This is a genomic window from Pseudarthrobacter niigatensis (genome assembly GCF_030812615.1).
Classification (GTDB): domain Bacteria; phylum Actinomycetota; class Actinomycetes; order Actinomycetales; family Micrococcaceae; genus Arthrobacter; species Arthrobacter niigatensis.
Map to the genome: position 1 here is coordinate 189,132 of NZ_JAUSTB010000003.1, position 17,647 is coordinate 206,778.

19 protein-coding genes and 1 riboswitch are annotated in these 17,647 nt (G+C 68.4%); of the genes, 7 read left to right on the forward strand and 12 right to left on the reverse strand.

What is annotated here, in order from left to right; genetic code table 11:
* Positions 1-24: 24 nt before the first annotated feature.
* Positions 25-843, reverse strand: coding sequence for a DUF1206 domain-containing protein (locus J2T23_RS06095; protein WP_141161454.1), 819 nt, complete (start codon positions 841-843; stop codon positions 25-27).
* Positions 844-1,054: 211 nt separating this feature from the next.
* Between J2T23_RS06095 and J2T23_RS06100 the strand changes: the two genes are divergently transcribed.
* Together J2T23_RS06100 and J2T23_RS06105 are read left to right on the forward strand one after the other, a co-directional pair.
* Positions 1,055-2,635 (forward strand): hypothetical protein, encoded by a 1,581-nt coding sequence (locus J2T23_RS06100; protein WP_307358081.1) that lies wholly within the window; start codon positions 1,055-1,057, stop codon positions 2,633-2,635.
* A gap of 5 nt (positions 2,636-2,640) precedes the next feature.
* Positions 2,641-3,087 (forward strand): hypothetical protein, encoded by a 447-nt coding sequence (locus tag J2T23_RS06105; RefSeq protein ID WP_141159142.1) that lies wholly within the window; start codon positions 2,641-2,643, stop codon positions 3,085-3,087.
* A 21-nt stretch (positions 3,088-3,108) separates the two neighbouring features.
* Here J2T23_RS06105 and trmB read toward each other — a convergent pair whose 3' ends face one another.
* Positions 3,109-4,032 (reverse strand): tRNA (guanosine(46)-N7)-methyltransferase TrmB, encoded by a 924-nt coding sequence (gene trmB / locus J2T23_RS06110; RefSeq protein WP_307358084.1) that lies wholly within the window; start codon positions 4,030-4,032, stop codon positions 3,109-3,111.
* Positions 4,033-4,718: 686 nt separating this feature from the next.
* Between trmB and J2T23_RS06115 the strand changes: the two genes are divergently transcribed.
* Positions 4,719-6,065 carry a CynX/NimT family MFS transporter gene (locus J2T23_RS06115; RefSeq protein ID WP_307358086.1) on the forward strand — a complete coding sequence of 449 codons (1,347 nt, stop codon included), beginning with the start codon at positions 4,719-4,721 and terminating at the stop codon, positions 6,063-6,065.
* An 8-nt stretch (positions 6,066-6,073) separates the two neighbouring features.
* Positions 6,074-7,498, forward strand: a complete 1,425-nt coding sequence (locus J2T23_RS06120) for an MFS transporter (protein ID WP_307358088.1) — start codon at positions 6,074-6,076, stop codon at positions 7,496-7,498.
* On the opposite strand, the gene J2T23_RS06125 is transcribed toward J2T23_RS06120, so the two are convergent.
* Entirely contained in the window at positions 7,495-8,232 is a 738-nt protein-coding gene (locus tag J2T23_RS06125; protein WP_307358090.1) for a class I SAM-dependent methyltransferase, read from the reverse strand. The two genes, J2T23_RS06120 and J2T23_RS06125, sit on opposite strands and share 4 nt — an antisense overlap.
* 318 nt (positions 8,233-8,550) lie before the next feature.
* Between J2T23_RS06125 and J2T23_RS06130 the strand changes: the two genes are divergently transcribed.
* Entirely contained in the window at positions 8,551-10,446 is a 1,896-nt protein-coding gene (locus J2T23_RS06130; protein ID WP_307358092.1) for a DEAD/DEAH box helicase, read from the forward strand.
* 58 nt (positions 10,447-10,504) lie between these two features.
* Here the strand turns inward: J2T23_RS06130 and J2T23_RS06135 are convergent, their stop codons facing one another.
* The 7 genes from J2T23_RS06135 to J2T23_RS06165 all read right to left on the reverse strand — a co-directional run bounded on the left by J2T23_RS06135 (position 10,505) and on the right by J2T23_RS06165 (position 14,619).
* Positions 10,505-11,155, reverse strand: a complete 651-nt coding sequence (locus J2T23_RS06135; protein WP_307358093.1) for an MBL fold metallo-hydrolase — start codon at positions 11,153-11,155, stop codon at positions 10,505-10,507.
* Between the two features lie 21 nt (positions 11,156-11,176).
* Entirely contained in the window at positions 11,177-11,479 is a 303-nt protein-coding gene (locus tag J2T23_RS06140) for a putative quinol monooxygenase (protein WP_141159149.1), read from the reverse strand.
* A 44-nt stretch (positions 11,480-11,523) separates the two neighbouring features.
* Positions 11,524-12,552: an aldo/keto reductase gene (locus J2T23_RS06145; RefSeq protein WP_307358095.1), complete on the reverse strand. Its 1,029-nt coding sequence runs from the start codon at positions 12,550-12,552 to the stop codon at positions 11,524-11,526.
* A gap of 29 nt (positions 12,553-12,581) precedes the next feature.
* The gene (locus J2T23_RS06150) at positions 12,582-13,208 is read right to left on the reverse strand and encodes a nucleoside/nucleotide kinase family protein (RefSeq protein ID WP_307358098.1); all 627 of its coding nucleotides are present in this window, start codon (positions 13,206-13,208) and stop codon (positions 12,582-12,584) included.
* Positions 13,209-13,217: 9 nt separating this feature from the next.
* Complete coding sequence (locus tag J2T23_RS06155; protein WP_141182598.1) at positions 13,218-13,583, reverse strand: DMT family transporter; 366 nt, start codon at positions 13,581-13,583, stop codon at positions 13,218-13,220.
* Positions 13,583-13,906, reverse strand: a complete 324-nt coding sequence (locus J2T23_RS06160) for a DMT family transporter (RefSeq protein WP_307358102.1) — start codon at positions 13,904-13,906, stop codon at positions 13,583-13,585. Before J2T23_RS06160 ends, J2T23_RS06155 begins: the two co-directional genes overlap by 1 nt.
* Positions 13,907-13,915: 9 nt before the next feature.
* Positions 13,916-13,980, reverse strand: a riboswitch (guanidine-III (ykkC-III) riboswitch).
* Positions 13,981-14,049: 69 nt separating this feature from the next.
* Entirely contained in the window at positions 14,050-14,619 is a 570-nt protein-coding gene (locus J2T23_RS06165) for a HutD/Ves family protein (RefSeq protein WP_307358104.1), read from the reverse strand.
* Between the two features lie 105 nt (positions 14,620-14,724).
* Between J2T23_RS06165 and J2T23_RS06170 the strand changes: the two genes are divergently transcribed.
* Positions 14,725-15,336, forward strand: coding sequence for a phosphoribosylanthranilate isomerase (locus tag J2T23_RS06170; protein WP_141159155.1), 612 nt, complete (start codon positions 14,725-14,727; stop codon positions 15,334-15,336).
* A 110-nt stretch (positions 15,337-15,446) separates the two neighbouring features.
* Positions 15,447-15,848, forward strand: a complete 402-nt coding sequence (locus J2T23_RS06175; protein ID WP_307358107.1) for a YccF domain-containing protein — start codon at positions 15,447-15,449, stop codon at positions 15,846-15,848.
* Between the two features lie 14 nt (positions 15,849-15,862).
* Here J2T23_RS06175 and J2T23_RS06180 read toward each other — a convergent pair whose 3' ends face one another.
* Both J2T23_RS06180 and J2T23_RS06185 read right to left on the reverse strand, forming a co-directional pair.
* Complete coding sequence (locus tag J2T23_RS06180) at positions 15,863-16,672, reverse strand: 2-phosphosulfolactate phosphatase (RefSeq protein ID WP_307358109.1); 810 nt, start codon at positions 16,670-16,672, stop codon at positions 15,863-15,865.
* Positions 16,669-17,538, reverse strand: a complete 870-nt coding sequence (locus tag J2T23_RS06185) for a DUF4031 domain-containing protein (protein WP_307358111.1) — start codon at positions 17,536-17,538, stop codon at positions 16,669-16,671. The genes J2T23_RS06180 and J2T23_RS06185 overlap by 4 nt, the downstream gene beginning before the upstream one ends.
* Positions 17,539-17,647 lie beyond the last annotated feature (109 nt).

Here is a 17,647-nt window from a genome sequence, read left to right on the forward strand (position 1 = left end):
CCAACCTAACCACGCCGGCGCCTGCTACTTGGTCATTTTCGCCAACCGTGCGCGCATGATCATGTACGCCCCGTAGCAAATCAGCCCGGCTCCCACCGCTGCCAGCAGGTAGGGGCCCATTGGCTGGTCACGGAGGGCCCGCAGGCCGCCGTCCAGGCCGGTGGAATCCTCCGGATGCCGCTTGAGCGTGGCGACGGCGATCAGCAGGCCTGCCAGCAGGAGTACTGTTCCCTTGGCCAGGTAACCTGCCACGCCCAGTGCCGTGACGGCGGTCCTGGCCGGCCCCGGAGCCGGCATCCGCAGTTGCTTCTGGAAAGACTTCTTCGGTCCCCGGATGCCGTAGACCACACCCGTCACGGCAACCGCCACACCGATCAGGACCAGCAGGGCAACGCCGCCCGGGGCCTGCATCATCGATACGGTGAAGTCGCTCGCGGCCTTGCGGTTGTCGCCGCCGTTTCCAGCGCCCGTGAGGAAGTGCCAGAGGGTCAGGGCAAGGACTGCGTACACGATCGCCTGCAAGGTGGCCTTGGCCTTGTTCTTCACCTTGGTCTTGGTGGCCTGGTGGTTGAAGTCGAAGATCGCGTCCCCTGCCTGCCAGAGCGACAACGCGGCGCAGGCCGCGAAGCTGCCCCACAGCAGGAACGGGCCCACGGGCATGGTGGCGAGTTCCGCTACCGCACCGCTGAAGTCCGCATTTCCGGTTCCGCCCACCGCCAGCCGGATGGAAATGGCGCCCACCAGGAGGTGGAGGATGCCGCTGGCCGCAAACCCGGACCGGGCGAAAATCTCAAGGACGCGCGAATTGGTGACGTCCTCGGCCTTGTCAACGGCCTGTTTCAGTTCTTCTTTGATCGTCTTTCCTTTTGGACGGCGCGGTAGTGCGCTGGTTTGCGTGCCCTTCTTGTAAGGGCAATCGTGCCACGCCGCGGGGTCCCGGAACAGTTGGTTCCAGGCCGGCGATGGGGAGGGATCCCCATCGCCGCGATTCCGTACCTGTGCAACCATGAGGACCAGCGATCGACAGGCACCGCACTTTTTTCCGGGGGAAACCATGACTTTTTACGGCGCAGACATCAGCCAGCTGCGGGCGCTGGCCAAGGCCGCCGACCAGGCAGCGACACTGCTGGGCAGCCGCGCCGGGTCACTGCACAGCCAGATCCAATCCGCGCCGTGGAAGGGCCGGGACGGTGAACGATTCCGCCAGGAGTGGAGCGCCAGCCACCGTCCCAGCCTGGACAGGGTGGTGGCCAGCCTGCGGGAAAACGCCAAAATCCTGATGAAGCATGCCGACGAGCAGGAGAAAGCTTCCACCACGGGAAGTGGCGGTTCCGGCGGCAGCACGTGGGACCGGATCACCTCCATGGCGGAGCAGGCGAGGGAGTGGTTCAAGGAACGGGCCGAAGAAGCCAGGGCAGCGGCCGGGCACCGCCGCGAGCTCGCGGCCGGACTGGACAGCATGGTCAACGCCAGCCTGGAAGAGCAGGCAAAGTGGTGGGCCGGCCTGTCCGACGCCGACAGGCAGTACCTGATCCAGGGCGAAGGCAGCGACGGCCCGTTTGCCGAAGACCTGATGCGTATGGACGGCGGCATCCCCGCGGCAGCCCAGGAACTGGCGAAGCGCCACCTGCAGGAACTGGCCAGGGCCGACATCCCGGTCTACACAGAAACAGGCAAGGCCTCCATCGAAGCCAGGGTTGCCTGGGTCCACGGCGGCGCCGAAGTGGGCACGGAGGTGGTGGAAAACGCCGACGGGTCCGCCACCATGAAGGTGTACGGAAACATGGGCCTGGGCGTCAATGACGCCTCCGGCACCGCGGGGGCAACACTCACCGGCGAGGTCTCCCGCGAGTACACGTTCGCCAGCGTGGAGGAAGCCATGGCGGCCCGCAAGCAGATGTACCACGACCTTCCGCCGGACAGCATCGGGGAGATCAAGGATGTGGCCGGCAACCCGCCCGGCTACATCCTGGACACCATCAATGACGCGGCGAAGGACAACGGCTCCACCGGCCAGACGGATAAGGCCAAGGGCACGTTCTCGCTGGATGCAACCGGTGAATCCGGCACGGTATCCGGCGGTGCGAAGCTCGACCTCGCCTACGAGCGGAACCTGACGGACGGCACCTCCACGGCCAGCGGCGAGGTTTCCGCCAACGGCCGGCTCAAGCTGGATGGCAGGGTCTTTGAGGCTTCCGGCAAGGGCGGCCTGGCGGTCAATATGGACAAGCACAACAACATCGATTCCGTCTCCGTCTCCATGGACGGGACCGTGGCCCAGGGCGTTACGTCCGGCCTGAAGACCGAGGGGGCGAAGTTCGATTCGACCGTGACCGCAGGGACCCAGGGCACCGTCAAGATCGACATCGATTACACGCCCGTGAACCGTCCCATCATCGACAGCTACCTGCGCAACGTTGCCTTGGGAAATGACACCGGCGCGGCCCATGACGCGGCCCGGCTCTACGAGGCCGGCTCGGCCACCGTCCAGGTGAACTCGGTGCTGACTGCCAAGAATGAGGCGGGCATCGATGTGAAAGTGGGTGAGGTGGACATCAAGACCGAGAACCAGTCCACCACCAACGTGTCCACGTACTATAAAGTCCCCAACGACACCAAGCTCGAGAGGCTCTGAAACCCATGTCAGTGCACATCGAATCCCCGCTGGGCTTCACCGCGGACTTCCCCGAGCACACCCAGGTCCTGGACGACTCCACGGCCGGGCCCAACAGCGGGCAGTATGGCCTGCCGGGCGGTGTCCTGGTCACCGTCATCAAGGACGACACCTCCGTCCAGGACGCACCGCAGGCCAACGGCTGGGCGCACCTGATGGCGGGCTACTACCTTGAGGACCGCGGCGGCACCCTCCTGGCGGAGGGCGAGCTGGACCTGCCGGGCAAGGCTGCATACGCCGTGGTGGCGGGGTATGACGACGACGGCGGCCCGGCCAAGGTGGCAGCCACAGTGGGCGTGTGGGAAAGCAACCGGTTCATCGGCGTCGTGGTCGTCTGGCCGTACCTGGACCCGGAAGCCGAACCGCGCCTGGACATGCTCAAGGAGATCGTGGCCGCCATCAACGTCGGCTAGCGGCGTTCCCGGCCCCGCCGCTTAGCGGCGGCGGTAGCAGAGGTCGAAGATCAACCGGCCGGCCTCGTGCGCCTTCGCCTCGAAGCTGGTCCTGATCCTGCCCTCGAAGCGGGGGGCCCAGCCGCCGGTCTCGTCAACGCCTTCGTTGGGCCCGGTGTGTTCCGTGCTCACCGGTGCACGTCCTTCCCGCACGGGTGCACCGCCCACCACCGCTTCGACACCGGACTGCCACACCTGCGTCAGGGGGCTTTCGGGGCCGCGGCGCTCGCCGGTGTGGAGGTTCTCGAAGTCTGCGGAGCCGGCCATGACATCGCGGACGTGGACTGCGTAGTTGGACCAATCGGTGGCGATCCGGAACAGGCCGCCCGGCTTCAGCGCGCGGGCAGCGAGGCCGGCGAACTCCGGCTGGATGAGCCGGCGCTTGTGGTGCCGCGACTTGTGCCACGGGTCCGGGAAGAAGACCCACAATTCGCTGACCGAGCCTTCAGGCAGCATGGTGGCCAGGACTTCGGGCGCGTTCGCCTCCACCACGCGGACGTTGTCCAGGCCCCGGCTGTTGATCTTGATGATGGTGTTGGCCAGTCCCGGCGTGTAGACCTCCACGGCCAGGAAGTTGGTGCCGGTGTTCTGTTCCGCCGCGTGGCAAATGGCGTCGCCCAGGCCCGAACCGATCTCAACGATGAGCGGGGCGTCCCGGCCGAACTCAGCCGCGGCGTCAAAGGTGTAGTCGGGGTGGACCGAGGTGTTGGCCACGTGCCGGGGCACGTCCACGGCCCACCGTTCGGCGTGCTCCTCCCAGGCTGCCTGCCGGCGGCCCTGGAGACGGGTGCCGCGGCGCACGAAACTGACCGGGCGGCCGCCGTACGTGCCGAAGGAGGCCTGGGTCCCCGGTGTCACGGGCCTGGGGACATGCGGCTGCTGGGGGTTTTCAGGGGATTCACTCATCCCTTCCAGAATAGCGCCGCAGGAACAGCGCGGGCGGGCACGCGGGACGGGCTGGATTCGGCGGAAACCTCCTGCCGCGAAAATGCAGGCTAATGCATCATCAGTATGAGACTTGTCGAGAGCAAGAGTCCGATCACAAACACCACGCCCGACACACACAGTGAGGCTGTCGACATGCCCTTGGCGAACCCTTGCTGTTTCGCGTCCCGAATCACCGCGATGGCCAAACCCGTGGAAATCGACCCGAGGATCATAGGCAGGCTCCAAAGAACCAATGGCGCTACCCAGGGGAGCTTTGACGGACCGTTGTAGGGGAAGGTCAGCAGCAGCGCGAAGGCGCGAGGGGGCGGGTGATCACGAGGCCCAGGGGTGCAAGGATGGCCAGGACAAGGCTCGCAATGGCTTTCCCGGGGCCCCGCATGGCGGTTGCCGGTCCTTGAACGGATGGCCCCCGCTCATCAACCGGGGCGGTTTCCTGTGAATTCATGGTGATCATCTACTTCCGGTCGGTCGGTCTGCCAGTGGGCAAGTATCAGTGGGCATGTATCAGGGGGCATGTATCAGTGGACGCGGGCCGGATGAACCGGCGGCTTTCCCCAACCTACGAACCTGCCTTGCGCGCCGGAAGCAGCGGCGTCCCGTATGTGGAAAACTCCGTGCCGCCCCCCGCCTGCAAGAATGGGCCCATGACGGACGGAACGAATGCCGAGGCAAGGAAGCAGCGGCGAATGGCTGCCTTCGGGGACGCCCAGGGCGGGACCCGGACGGGCAGCAGTGTGGTGGACCTCAGCACCCTGGTGGACGCAGAAATCGATGAGCTGCCGGCGGCGGAACCCACCCGCGTGGGCAGCAGGCGCGCCCTCGCCTACCTGGGCGTGTGCCTGGTCCTGATCGGCTTGAACCTGCGCAGCGTCTTTTCCAGCCTCTCCGCCGTCCTGCCGGAGGTGACCTCCCAGGCCGGGCTGCCCGGCTGGTCCGTGGTGCTGCTGACAACTGTTCCCGTGACGCTGCTGGGCGTCTTCGCGCCGCTCGCCCCGGTCCTGGCGCGCCGGTTCGGTGCGGAGCGGGTGCTGCTAGGCGCCATGGTATTGCTGACCGCCGGGCTGCTGCTGCGGCCTGTGGACACCGGAACAGCAACGGGCGGGGGCGGCCACCTTCCTGCCCTCCTGGTAGGCACCGCGGCCTGCGGCGCCGCCATCGCCCTGTGCAACGTGCTCCTTCCGGGCCTGGTGAAACGCGACTTCCCGCACCGGCTGGGGCTCATGGGCGGGCTCTATACCACCGCCATCTGTGCGTCCGCCGCGCTCGGGGCCGGCTTCACCTACCCGGTGTACACAGCGACGGGGGAGTGGACCAAGGCACTGTGGGTCTGGGCGCTCCCCGCCGCCGTCGTGCTTCTCCTGTTCCTCCCCGTGGCCCTGCGTCAGGGCACGGTCAGGCACCAGGCGGTCAGGGACGGGATCAACGTCTGGCGCTCACCGGTCGCCTGGCAGGTCACCATCTTCATGGTGCTGCAGGCCATGATGTCCTTCAGCGGCTTCGCCTGGCTGGCGCCCATCCTCCGGGAGCGGGGCGTGGATGGCGCCACCGCCGGGCTGATCGTTGCCGTGTGCATCGTGCTGCAGATGCTGGGGTCCCTGTTCGCTCCCGCCCTCGCCGCGAGGTTCCGGGACCAGCGCGCCATCAACACGGTGGTAGCTCTGATGACCGGCGGGGGATTCGTGCTGAGCATCCTGGGCCCCCTCAACCTCATCTGGGTGTGGGCCGGCCTGCTCGGGCTGGGGCAGGGAAGCCTCACCGCCGCGGCCCTGACCCTGATTATGCTCCGCACCCGTGACGGGCACACCGCAGCCCACCTCTCCGGCATGATGCAGGGTGTGGGCTATGGGGTGGGCTCCACGGGCACCCTCATGGTGGGCCAGCTCCACCAGGCGACGGGGTCCTTTGTTCCCGCCGGGATCCTGTTCATGGCGGTGGGCCTGCTCGCGGCCGTCTTCGGCTACCGGTCCGGCCGGAACCGGTTCGTGGAGTAGGGCCGGCCGTGCAGGACTCCACGCTCCCGGGAACCCGCGACGCCGCCGGAATCTTCCGGCCCCCGTACCTGTGGGTGACCGTGGGAACCTGCGCCCTGGTGTTCCTCGCCGCCTTCGAATCGCTTGCCGTGACCACCATCATGCCCCTGGTCAGCCGGGAGTTGAACGGCGGAAGCCTCTACGCGCTGGCCTTTGCGGGGCCCATGGCCACCGGCGTGATCGGCATGGTGGGGGCGGGAAACTGGTCTGACCGCCGGGGCCCCGCCTCACCGCTGTACGCCTCCGTGGCCCTGTTCGTGGCGGGCCTGCTGATCGCGGGGACTTCCGTGACCATGCCTCTGCTCGTCGCCGGCCGCCTGGTGCAGGGCCTCGGCGGCGGCGCCCTCACTGTTGCGCTCTACGTGCTCGTGGCGCGGTTCTTCCCGGGCCAGTTGCACGCCAGGATCTTCGCTGCCTTCTCGGCGGCCTGGGTGGTCCCGTCCCTGGTGGGGCCCTTCGCCGCCGGTGTGGTGGCCCAGGTCTTCAGCTGGCACTGGGTGTTCCTGGGCGTGGTGGGCCTGGTCATTCCGGCGCTGGCCATGATCGTCCCGGTGCTGCGCGGACTGGACGGCCCCGACGCGGACGGACAGCCGGCCGGAAACGGGCAGGCGGAAGAAACTGCGCCGCCGTGGGCCCTGGGCCGGCTGGGATGGGCGGCACTGGCCGCGCTCGCGGTGCTGGGGCTCAATCTTTCCGCGGACGCCGGCATCCCCGGCTTCCCGGCAGCCACGGCACTGCTGGCGCTCGCCGCCGTCGTCCTGGCCCTGGTGGCCGTGCGCCCCTTGGTGCCCCCAGGCACCCTCGCCGCCCGCCGCGGGCTGCCGAGCGTGATCCTGGCGCGCGGGCTCGCGTCGGCGTCGTTCTTCGGCGCCGAGGTCTACCTTCCGTATCTGCTGATCGACCAGTATTCGTTCCCGCCCACGCTGGCCGGGCTGACCCTCACCGGCGGTGCGCTCGCCTGGGCGGGGGCTGCCGCCGTCCAGGGCCGGATGGGCACGCGGCTGCCCCACCGCCGCGCCGTCCAGGCCGGATCGCTTATGGTCCTGGCCGCGATAACCCTGGCCCTGGCCACCACCGCGCTGCACTGGCCGGCCGCCACCGCCATCGCGGGCTGGGTGCTGGCAGGGGGCGGCATGGGGCTGCTCTACCCACGCCTCAGCGTGATGACCCTGGCGCTGTCCACCAAGGAGGACGAAGGCTTCAACAGCTCCGCCATGTCCATCTCCGACTCCCTGGGCGGGGCGTTGTCGCTGGCCACCACCGGGATTGTCTTCGCCGCGTTCACCACGCCGGCCCAGTCCTTCGCAGGAGTGTTCGCCTTCACCGCAGCCATCGGGGTCGCGGCGGCAGTGGTGGCGCCCCGCGTCACCACCCCGGCTCCTCCGGCAGGTTAGGAGAGGCGGGTGGCGCGCAGGACGACGTCGGCGATGGTCGCTTCCTGCCCTTCCGGCCCCGTCACCGGGCGCTCCCGGCTGGTGAGGACCTCCACCTGCCACCCGGGCTCATCCAGTCCCAGTTCCTGCACCAGCTGGTCCCCCGTGTAGAACATGTCCAGGTGCTGGTGGTGGTCGTTGCCCCAGGGCGGAAGCCGGTCCGGGTGGTGGCCCACCACCAGCAGCGTTCCGCCTGCCTTGACGGCCGAGGCTGCTGCCCGCAGGGGGACCCGCCAGTCCAGTTCCTGGGAATGCAGGAACTGCGAGGTCACCAGGTCGTAGGAGTTCCCGGGGTGCCACTGCGTCAGGTCCGCCTGCTGCCAGGTGATCCGGCTTTCCAGGGTCCCGTTTGAGGCGTGCACGCTTTCCCGCGCCAGTTCGGCCAGTTCGTGCGAGCGGGCCCGTTCCAAGGCAACTGAGGAAACGTCGACGGCGGTCACGGACCAACCCTGGTGCGCCAGCCAGATGGCGTCGGCACCTTCGCCGCACCCCAGTTCCAGGGCCTTCCCGGGCCGGAGGCCCCCGGCCTCCCGGACCAGCTGCGGGTTCGGCTTTCCGCTCCACAGCCTTGCCTTGCTGCGGTACCGCTCGTCCCAGGCAGAAGCCGCGTCGATGCCGCCGCCAATACCGCCCAGGGCAGCCCCGCCGTCGTGCCTGTGCCCTTCGGGCTGTTGCATGTCCTGGTGCTCGCTCATGGCTCAACACTGCCCCGCCAGGTCCCCGAAGGCAACGCCGACGACAGGTTCCCGGCGCGGGGATGCTAGACTGGAGGAACTTGATGTGCAGTGATGCCGCCTGCTCCGGATCTGGAGGTTCCTTTCCAGGGAGCGGGCTTTCTTCATGTGAGAGGCACATCCTGCGTCGATGAACGCGTTCCATTTGGTCCCGGCCGGCTGTCCTGATTTACAGCGCCCGGTTGATCACCTGACTTTTCTTCGGCGAAACCCCTGGTCCAACCGGCATCGGGGGCCGATATCCGCCCGGATACCGCCAGAAAGACCGTAAAAAACTACATGACTACTTTTGCTGCCCTCGGTACTCCCAAGGCCCTTGCAGACACCCTTACCGCCCAGGGAATCGTTGAACCGTTCCCCATCCAGGTGAAGACCCTTCCGGACACGCTGTCCGGCCGTGACGTCCTGGGCCGGGGCCGGACCGGATCCGGTAAGACCATTGCTTTCGCTATCCCGCTTGTAGCAAGACTCGCTGAGCGGGAAGCCAAGTACTTCCGGAAGCCCGGACGCCCCATGGGCCTGGTCCTGGCGCCCACCCGTGAACTGGCAACCCAGATCAACGCCACCATCGAGCCGCTGGCCAAGGCCGCCGGCCTGAACACCACCGTGATCTACGGCGGCATCTCCCAGGCCCGGCAGGAAAAGGCGCTGCGTGCAGGCGTCGACATCGTCATCGCCTGCCCCGGCCGCCTGGAGGACCTGATCCGCCAGCGCATCCTCACCCTCGAGGCTGTGGAGATCACCGTCCTGGACGAGGCCGACCACATGGCCGACCTCGGCTTCCTGCCCGTGGTCAAGAAGCTCATGGACATGACCCCCAGCCAGGGCCAGCGCCTGCTCTTCTCCGCCACCCTGGACAACGGCGTGGACAAGATCGTCCAGCGCTACCTGTCCAACCCGCTCACCCACTCGGTGGACGATCCGCAGGCCGCGGTGACCACCATGGAGCACCATGTGCTGGTGGTCAACGACCAGACCGTCAAGAAGCAGCTGATCGTTGAGCTTGCCTCCGGCGCCGGCCGCCGCGTCCTGTTCATGCGGACCAAGCACCACGCCCGCAAGCTGGCCAAGACCCTGACCGACGCCGGCATCCCCGCTGTGGACCTGCACGGCAACCTCTCGCAGAACGCCCGTGACCGCAACCTCGCCGAGTTCTCCAACGGCGACGTCCGCGTCCTGGTGGCCACCGACGTCGCCGCCCGCGGTGTGCACGTGGACGACGTCGAACTGGTCATCCATGTGGACCCGCCCACCGAGCACAAGGCGTACCTGCACCGTTCCGGCCGCACCGCGCGTGCCGGCTCCGACGGCACCGTGGTCACGCTGACCCTCCCGGAGCAGCAGGCCGACGTCAAGAAGCTCATGAAGGCTGCCGGCGTCGATGTGAACTTTGAGCGCGTCACGGCCAACTCCCCGCTCGTGGCCGACCTGGTGGGCGAGATCGCCGACAAGGTTGACCCGCGTACCCGCGCCGCCCTGATGGCCGCCAAGGCTCCCCGCCAGGGCGGGGGCACCTCCACCGGCGCCAACGCGGAGCGCAAGCGCGCACGCCGCCAGGCCGCTCCCACCACCGGTGGGCGTGGCGGCCGCGGCGGCCGCGGCAAGGTTTCGGCCGAGCCCGCCCGCAGTGACGCGACCCGCGCCGAACGCCGGGCCGTTGCCTTCGAAGGCCGCACGGAGGCCCGTGCAGCATTCGACCGCAACGCGGAGCAGAACGAGGACCGCGCAGGGGCAGCAGCCGCTGCCCGCCGCAACGCCCGCGGCCGTGGCACCGCTTCCACGCATCGCAACGACGTTCCCGCAGCAGGTGGCCGCTCATCGGCCGGCCGCGGTTCCGACGGCCGTGCAGCGGAGGGCCGGGGCGACTCCCGGATCACCCGCAGCGATGCTCCCCGCGGCGGCACGGGCCGTCCCGCCTCAGGTGGACGCCCCGCGTCCGGTGGTGGCCAGCGCAGCGGACGCCCCGCAACCGGCCAGCGCGCAGCAGCGGGCAACTCCGGCCAGCGCTCCGGTGCAGCCGGCGGAAACAAGGCCGTATGGTCTTCCAACACCGGCGGAACCTCGGGTGGGTCCTACGGTTCCGGCAGCGGCGGCAATGGCGGCTCGGGCCGTCCCGCCCGCAGCGGTCCCCGCCGCGCGTCCGCCCCGGCGTCGAACGAGCGCCGCGGCCGCTAGCCAATGAAAAAGGCGGGCCCAACCTCACGGTTGGGCCCGCCTTTTGCGTGTGCAGACATTACCAGCCGCGGGCGCGCCACTCCCCAAGATGCGGGCGCTCCGCACCCAGCGTGGTGGGCTTGCCATGCCCGGGATGCACGACGGCGGTGTCCGGGTAGGCGCCGAACAGCCGCTCCGTGACGTCTGACAGCAGCTGGTTGAACCGTTCCGGGTCCTTCTGGGTATTGCCTACGCCGCCGGGGAACAGGGAGTCGCCGGAGAAGATGTGCGCAGGTCCTTCCGGGTCCTCGTACACGAAGGCAATGGAGCCCGGGGTGTGGCCGCGCAGGTGCACGGCGGTGAGCTCGAAGCCGTCGAACTTCCCGACGTCGCCATGGTTCAGCCGGACCTCAACGGGGACCGGCAGCGCGTCGGCGTCGTCCGCTCCGGCGGCTGCCGGTGCTCCCGTGGCGTCCACCAGTTCCTTCAGGGCGCGCACGTGGTCCCAATGCTGGTGCGTGGTGGCAATCAGCGCAAGCCGCGGGGCCGCCGACGTGTCCCCGGCCCCGTCCGCCAGCAGCTGCTGGATGGCAGGAAAATCGTCAGCGGCATCGATCAGCACCTGTGCGCCGCTCTCCTTCGCCGTCAGCAGGTACACGTTGTTGTCCATCTCGCTGACCGGGATGCTGCGGATGGTGATCGCCGGCAGGTCGTATCGAAGTGAGTCCATAGGCTTCAGTCTAAGGACGGGCTAGAGGCCGAGCGGCAGGGTGGTGGAGTAAACCTGCTTGGACGGCTGCGCGGCGAGTACCTCGTGCAGCGCGCTCCTGCCTTCCGGCGTGGCCCGCCAGGCGGCGTAGTCGTCGTGGTCCTGGGTGGTGGCCCAGGTTTCCACCACCAGGATGTGGCAGGGGTCGGCGTCATCCACCAGCGCTTCGATGCCCTGGTTGCCGGGCCACGCTCGGGTGGCGGCGAGGGTTTCAGCCAGATATTTGGCGGCGTCGGTGACATGCTCGGGCTTGAATTGGACTTCGAAGTGGACGATGGCAGGCATGGGGCTCCTTGGGGTCGTATTTGGGGATGGGGATTGGTAGGGCGCTATTCGCGGCCCTCGGACACCCAGGCGGGGTCCGAGGAACGGGAGCCGACGACGCCGTCCGACGCCGCGTCCAGGGCCTCCAGGTGCGCCGGGGTGAGGTCCAGGGCAAGCGCGCCAAGGTTTTCGTCGATGCGTGCGGCCTTGCGGGTGCCGGGGATGGGGACGACCGGAAGTCCGAGCCGCTTGCCCTGGGCGAGGAGCCACGCCAGGGCAACCTGCGCCGGCGTGGCGGCCAGCTGGTCCGCCACAGTCCGGACGGCGTCCACCACCGCCTGGTTGGCGCTCGCGGCGTCCGGGGCGAACCGGGGGATGTTCCGCCGGAAGTCCTTCTCGCCCAGGCTGGCAGTATCCACGGTTCCGGTGAGGAAGCCACGGCCCAGGGGGGAGTACGGGACGAATCCCACTCCCAGCCCGGCGGCGGCGGGAACAACATTGCGTTCCACGTCCCGGCTCCAGATGGACCATTCGCTCTGGACCGCGGCGATCGGGTGGACCGCTGCCGCGTCCTGCAGTTCCTGTGCCGTCACCTCGGAAAGGCCCAGGTGCCTGACCTTTCCCTGCGCGACCAGCTCCGCCATGGCGCCCACGGTTTCCTGGATAGGGACGCGGACGTCACGGCGGTGCATGTAGTAGAGGTCGATCACGTCGGTGCCAAGCCGCTGAAGGCTCCGTTCCACTGCCTCGTGGACATAGGCGGCGTCACCGCGGATGTCCGTGTAGCCGTCAGTGGGTGTGCCCACCAGCGCGAACTTGGTGGCCAGCTGGACTTCGTCCCGCCGGTCCTTGAGCAACTGGGAAATGAGTTCCTCGTTGCTGCCGCCGCCGTAGATGTCAGCGGTGTCGATGAAGCTGACCCCGGCGTCGACGGCGTGGTGCAGGGTCTGCAGCGCCTCGGCAGGGTCCACCTCGCCGTAGACCGGCGTGAGGGCCATGCCGCCGAAGCCCAGGGGGCTGACGGTCAGTCCGTCGCCGAGCTGGACAGTTTCTGCGGGTCCAGTGCTGCCGGATTCGGTGGGTGCGTTTGCCATGGTTCTCCTGTTCGGTTCCTGCGTTGAAATTACAGCCAAGGTAGGACGCGGTCCGCTGCCGGGCGGGTGGCCTGGATCAGGCGGGCATTGGCTTCGTCAGGTCCAGTGGCCCAGGCAACCGCAGCCTCCCGTTCCATGCCGAACGAAACGTGCCGTTCCACCAGGCGCTGCAGCCGGAGCGCGGGCGGCGTTTCGAGGAACCACACTTCGTCCAGCTGCGCCCGCACGTCCTTCCACGGTTCCTGGTCCGCCAACAGGTAGTTTCCCTCGGTGATCACCAGCTGGACGTCGGCCGGGACGGCGATCGAAGCGGCCACCGGCTCGTCCAGGGTGCGCCTGAACTCCGGTGCGTACACAACTGCCTCGTCCCGGAGCGACAGCCGGCGCAGCAGGGAAAGGTAGCCACCGGCGTCGAACGTATCAATGGCTCCCTTGCGCTGCCGGAGCGGGGTCCCCTCGATAATTGCGTTGCCCAGGTGGAACCCGTCCATCGGCACCACCACTGAGGCGCCGGGGCTGAACTGCTCCTGCAGCCAGGCGGCGAAGGTGGATTTGCCGGACCCCGGCGCCCCCGCTATGCCCAGGATGGTCCGCGTTCCGCGCACCAGCCGGCGCCGCAGCGCGTCGACGGCCATGGTGATCTCGGGGGAGTGCATGGCAAAAGCCTAGTCACCGCCGGGCGCCAGCGGCGCATCTTTTTCTGCCGGCAACGCCTTCAGGCCTGCGGCGCAGCCCACAATCCCCGTGATGAACAGCAGCTTCACCACGCTGAACGGCTCCACGCCGGTGGCCATGGCCCAACCCACGGTGAGCGCGGCGCCGATGCCCACCCAGATGGCATAGGCCGTACCCAGCGGGATGGTCCGGACGGCCATGCCCAGGCCCAGCATGCTGAGCGTGGCGGTGACGGCGAAGACCACGGTGGGCAGCGGGCGGGTGAAGCCGTCGGACAGGCCGAGCGCAGTGGCCCAGACAGCTTCCAGGACGGCCGACGCCAGCAGCACCAGCCACGGAACGGAACGCTTCACCATCACGCCACCACCTTCAGGCCAACCACGCACGCGGCGATGCCGGACAGCAGGAGCAGGCGCGCCGCCGTCGGGCGTTCAACCCTGGTGACCATCGCGTAGGCGGAGGTGAGGACCACCCCCACGCCCACCCACACGGCATAGGCCGTTCCGGTGGGAATGGCCTGCATGGCCACGGCAAGGCCGCCGGTGCTGGCGGCAACGGCCGCCAGGAACAGGGCCGCGGGGGCGATTCGGCGGCGTCCGGAAACCTGCGCGGCCCGGTGCAGCGCCGCTGCCCACACGGCCTCCAGCGCGCCGGAAAGAATGAGGATGATCCACGGCATGACAGTTCCTTTGGCCAGTCTTGTCGCGTGCCGGGTACTGAACCGTCGTCCGGAGGCCCGGGGAGGGCCTTGGCTTCCAAGGTAGCAAGGCACGACGACGGGCTGCCACCGGTGGTGCGCAACCTCACCACCCGCGCGGGTGCTTACGTCGCAGGTTCCAGGGGGTCGATGGACACCACACCCAGGAAGCCGCGGCCCAGGATTTCCGGAGAATCGCTGTCCGACCCCACCACGGCGTCGTAACGGCCGAGCTCAAGCGGGTCTCCAGCACTGTCGCTGACCTTCGCCTGGCCCTGCAGGAGCACCCCGAGTTGCCCTTCGAACACGGGGTGGGCGCGTTTTTTGGACAGTTCGATGATGGAGGTGAAGGCCTTGAACGCCCCGGTCCGGGTGATGACGTTGAGGTCACGGATGTCGCCGGTGGGCAGTGCAGCTGTTGTAGCTGCGCCACCGTCGAACCGGAACGGACGGTACTTTTCAAGGGGTTGTTCCGCGCCGCCAACGGTCAGCAGCAGCAGTTCCCCCTCGATGACCGTCAGTACGCGCTCCATCCCAGGGAAAGCGGAGAAGTCGCCGGCCTTGGCCACATCGGCGATGCTCACCCGCCAGTCCCAGCCGCCGTCCGCCGACCCCTGGCGTGCGATTTCCCTTGTCACCCCGCCACCGTTGCGCCATGGTTCGGCTTTGAGCCTTTCGAAGCGGATGATCTGCATCAGCCCAGCGTAGTTCCCCGCCGTGGCTGCCCGTCGCACACCGGTCCCGTGCCTGCTACTCTCCTCCGGGGGGTCAACACGAAAACAGCCTGAAGGAGCCCGGGAATGTTCGTCAAAGTGTGTGGTCTCAGCACGCCCGAATCGGTCCGCGAAGCAGTGGACGCCGGCGCGGATGCCGTGGGGTTCGTCCTCACCGCCAGCCCCCGGGTTGTCTCACCGTCACAGGCCGCCTCCCTGCTGGCCGGAGTACCGGACAGCGTCTCCCCGATCGGGGTGTTCCGCGACGAGCCTGTCACAGACGCCATCGCCATCGCCCGGGCCGCCGGCCTGGAATGGATCCAGCTGCACGGCGCCCGGTCCCGCACGGACGTGGAGACAGTGCACGACGCCGGCATGAAGCTGGTCAGGGCCATCACCATGGGTGCCTCACCGGACGAGTTCGAGGACTGGGGTGAGGACCTCCTCCTGATCGATGCCGCCGTTCCGGGTTCCGGGGAGTCCTGGGATTACGCCTCCGTGGCGGGCCTGCCCGTGCTGGAGGGCCGGAACTGGGTGCTTGCCGGTGGCCTCGAGGCGGCCAACGTGGGCCAGGCAGCAGCCGCTGCCCACGCCTGGGGCGTTGACGTCTCCTCCGGCGTTGAAGCGTCCCGCGGCGTGAAGGACCTGGCTAAGATCCGCGCGTTCGTCAATGCTGCCAAGGCCGCTGCCACGGCTTAGCGGCCATCCGCCTGCGCCTGACCGGTGCCGGGTCAGGGCCCGCTCAGGGATGTCCCCCATCTTTTGGCCGGACAGCCTTTTTGTCAGGGGGTCGAGGGCACAATGGGTGCATGAAGACACTTTTGAACATCATCTGGCTGGTTTTCGGCGGCTTCTGGCTGGCCCTGGGCTATTTCCTCGCGGGCGTGGTCTGCTGCCTGCTGATCGTCACCATCCCCTGGGGTATCGCCTCATTCCGGATTGCCTCCTACACACTGTGGCCGTTTGGCCGGATGGTGGTGGACAAGCCCGGCGGTACGGGTGTCTTTTCGCTGCTGGGCAACGTGATCTGGCTGCTCGTGGCAGGGATCTGGATGGCCATTGGCCACGTGGTCACCGCGTTCGCCATGGCCGTGACCATCGTCGGCATCCCGCTGGCCATCGCCAACCTCAAACTCATCCCGGTGTCGCTGATGCCCCTGGGCAAGCAGATCGTGCCAACCAGCACGCCGTTCGTCAGCACCTACCGCTAAGGTTTGCCGGCTGGTTACAGCGGCCGGAACGAGCCGTCCCGGAGGATGGCCGCCCGCTCGCTTCCGTCCAGCTCAGCGGCGATGTCCACGTCCTCGGCGTAGCCTGCCCCGGACAGTTCGCGGCCGCTGGAGCAATTCTGCAGCAGCTCGCGCAGCCGTGGTTCGGCGGACTCGAAAACAGCCATGGCCGCCACGGCCTCCGGAGCATAGCCGTGCCGCCCGTCACCGGCTTCGTAGCCGCCCTTGCCGGCGGCCACCAGCCCCGCGATGAAGGCGCCGGCTCCGATCTGGTCCTCCACGGAGGGCCGGATTGTGCCGTCGGGCCACCGCTCACCGGCGGCGACCACGGCCACCACGGCATCGGCGGCAAGGTTGGCGGCCACCCATTCCGCCGTGGCCGCCGCGTTCCGCAGGCAGGCTGCGGCCACGAGTGGCACTTCGGCGCCCAGCGCATGGCAAAGTTCGGAACCGTTGGGCGAGGGCAGCACCACACGGTCCAGCGAATCCGCAGCGCGGAGGCTTGCGGGGGAAAGGCTCAGGCCTCCGCCGCCGCGGGGCCCGGCCAGCTGGGCGCGGTGGTGGGCGGCGAAGTCCTCGGCCGTGGTGTCCCGCCAGCGGTAGGGAAAGACTTCAGCGCCCCGGTCCAGGGCCACGCTGACGCAGGTACTGAAGGACAGGACATCCACCACTACCGCGATGTCGGCCCCGGGTGCCACCGTCCTGGCTCCCTCCAGCCCCCATTCCAGCCGGACGGCGAAAGGGAGTTGCCGGTGGGCTGCATTGGCGGAGTGCGTGTGCCGCGGACTGGTGCCGGGTGCGTTCATGCGAGTTCGCCTTCCAGGTTGCGGTGTGCGGCGTCCAGCCACAGGGCCCTGGCCCGCCGATGGTGGAACAGCGGGTCCAGTTCCAGCAGGTGGCGGACGACGGCGGACCTGCCGGCTGCGAAGTCGGCGTCGCCGATGTGCGCGTAATCCTTCCGCACGGCAGCGACGTAGCGGGCGTACTCGTCCGGTTCGGCGCCCAGGATGGAAAGGTCCGCGTCGCAGAGGAGGGCCCCGGCGTCGTCACCAGGCTCCGGCCGGTGGTCCGACGTCAGGCGGATCAGCCGGGCAACTTCCGCCACTTCTTCCTCCGGAAGCCCGGCGCCGGCCAGCCGGTCTTCGGCCAGGCGCGCTGACTCCTCCTCGTCCTGTTCAGCGATCCCGCGGTAGACGGCATCGTGGAACCAGGCCGCCAGCAGCACTGCCCGCGGCGGCTCGCCAGGTTCCGTGAGCAGGTCGATCGCCTCCAGTACGGAAAGCAGGTGGGTGCAGCCGTGGTAGTGGCGGTGTGGTTCGCTCCACCGGTCCAGCAGGTCCAGGAAGAGTGCGTCGTGCCCGGGCATGATGGCTTCCCAGCGGTTCAGCAGCGGGACCTTCAGCGACTTGTTCCGCCGGCGCGCCGGGATCCGCAGGCCGCTGGCGATGAGCCGGCGCACCAGCACCCTTCCCTCCACCGGAGCCGCGCCGGCGGCCACCAGGTCATTGAACCGGCGTTCCGGCACATCGTAGTGGTCGCCGTCGAACGCCCGCTCAGGAATGCCGGCGGCAGCCGCGAACGAATGAAGCTCGTCCAGCGATATGTCCGACACCAAGTGCGAGAAGTGCGTTCCGTGGGCAGGCCACAGCGGCGGGTCGATGTAGATGGCCATGGAAGGAGTCTAGTGCCGCCGCCGGCTGGGGCCGCGGAGCGGCCGGGAGGCCTGCCCGCAACCTCGCTTGCGGATACATGAAGGACAAAAAACCGTATTTGCGGAATAT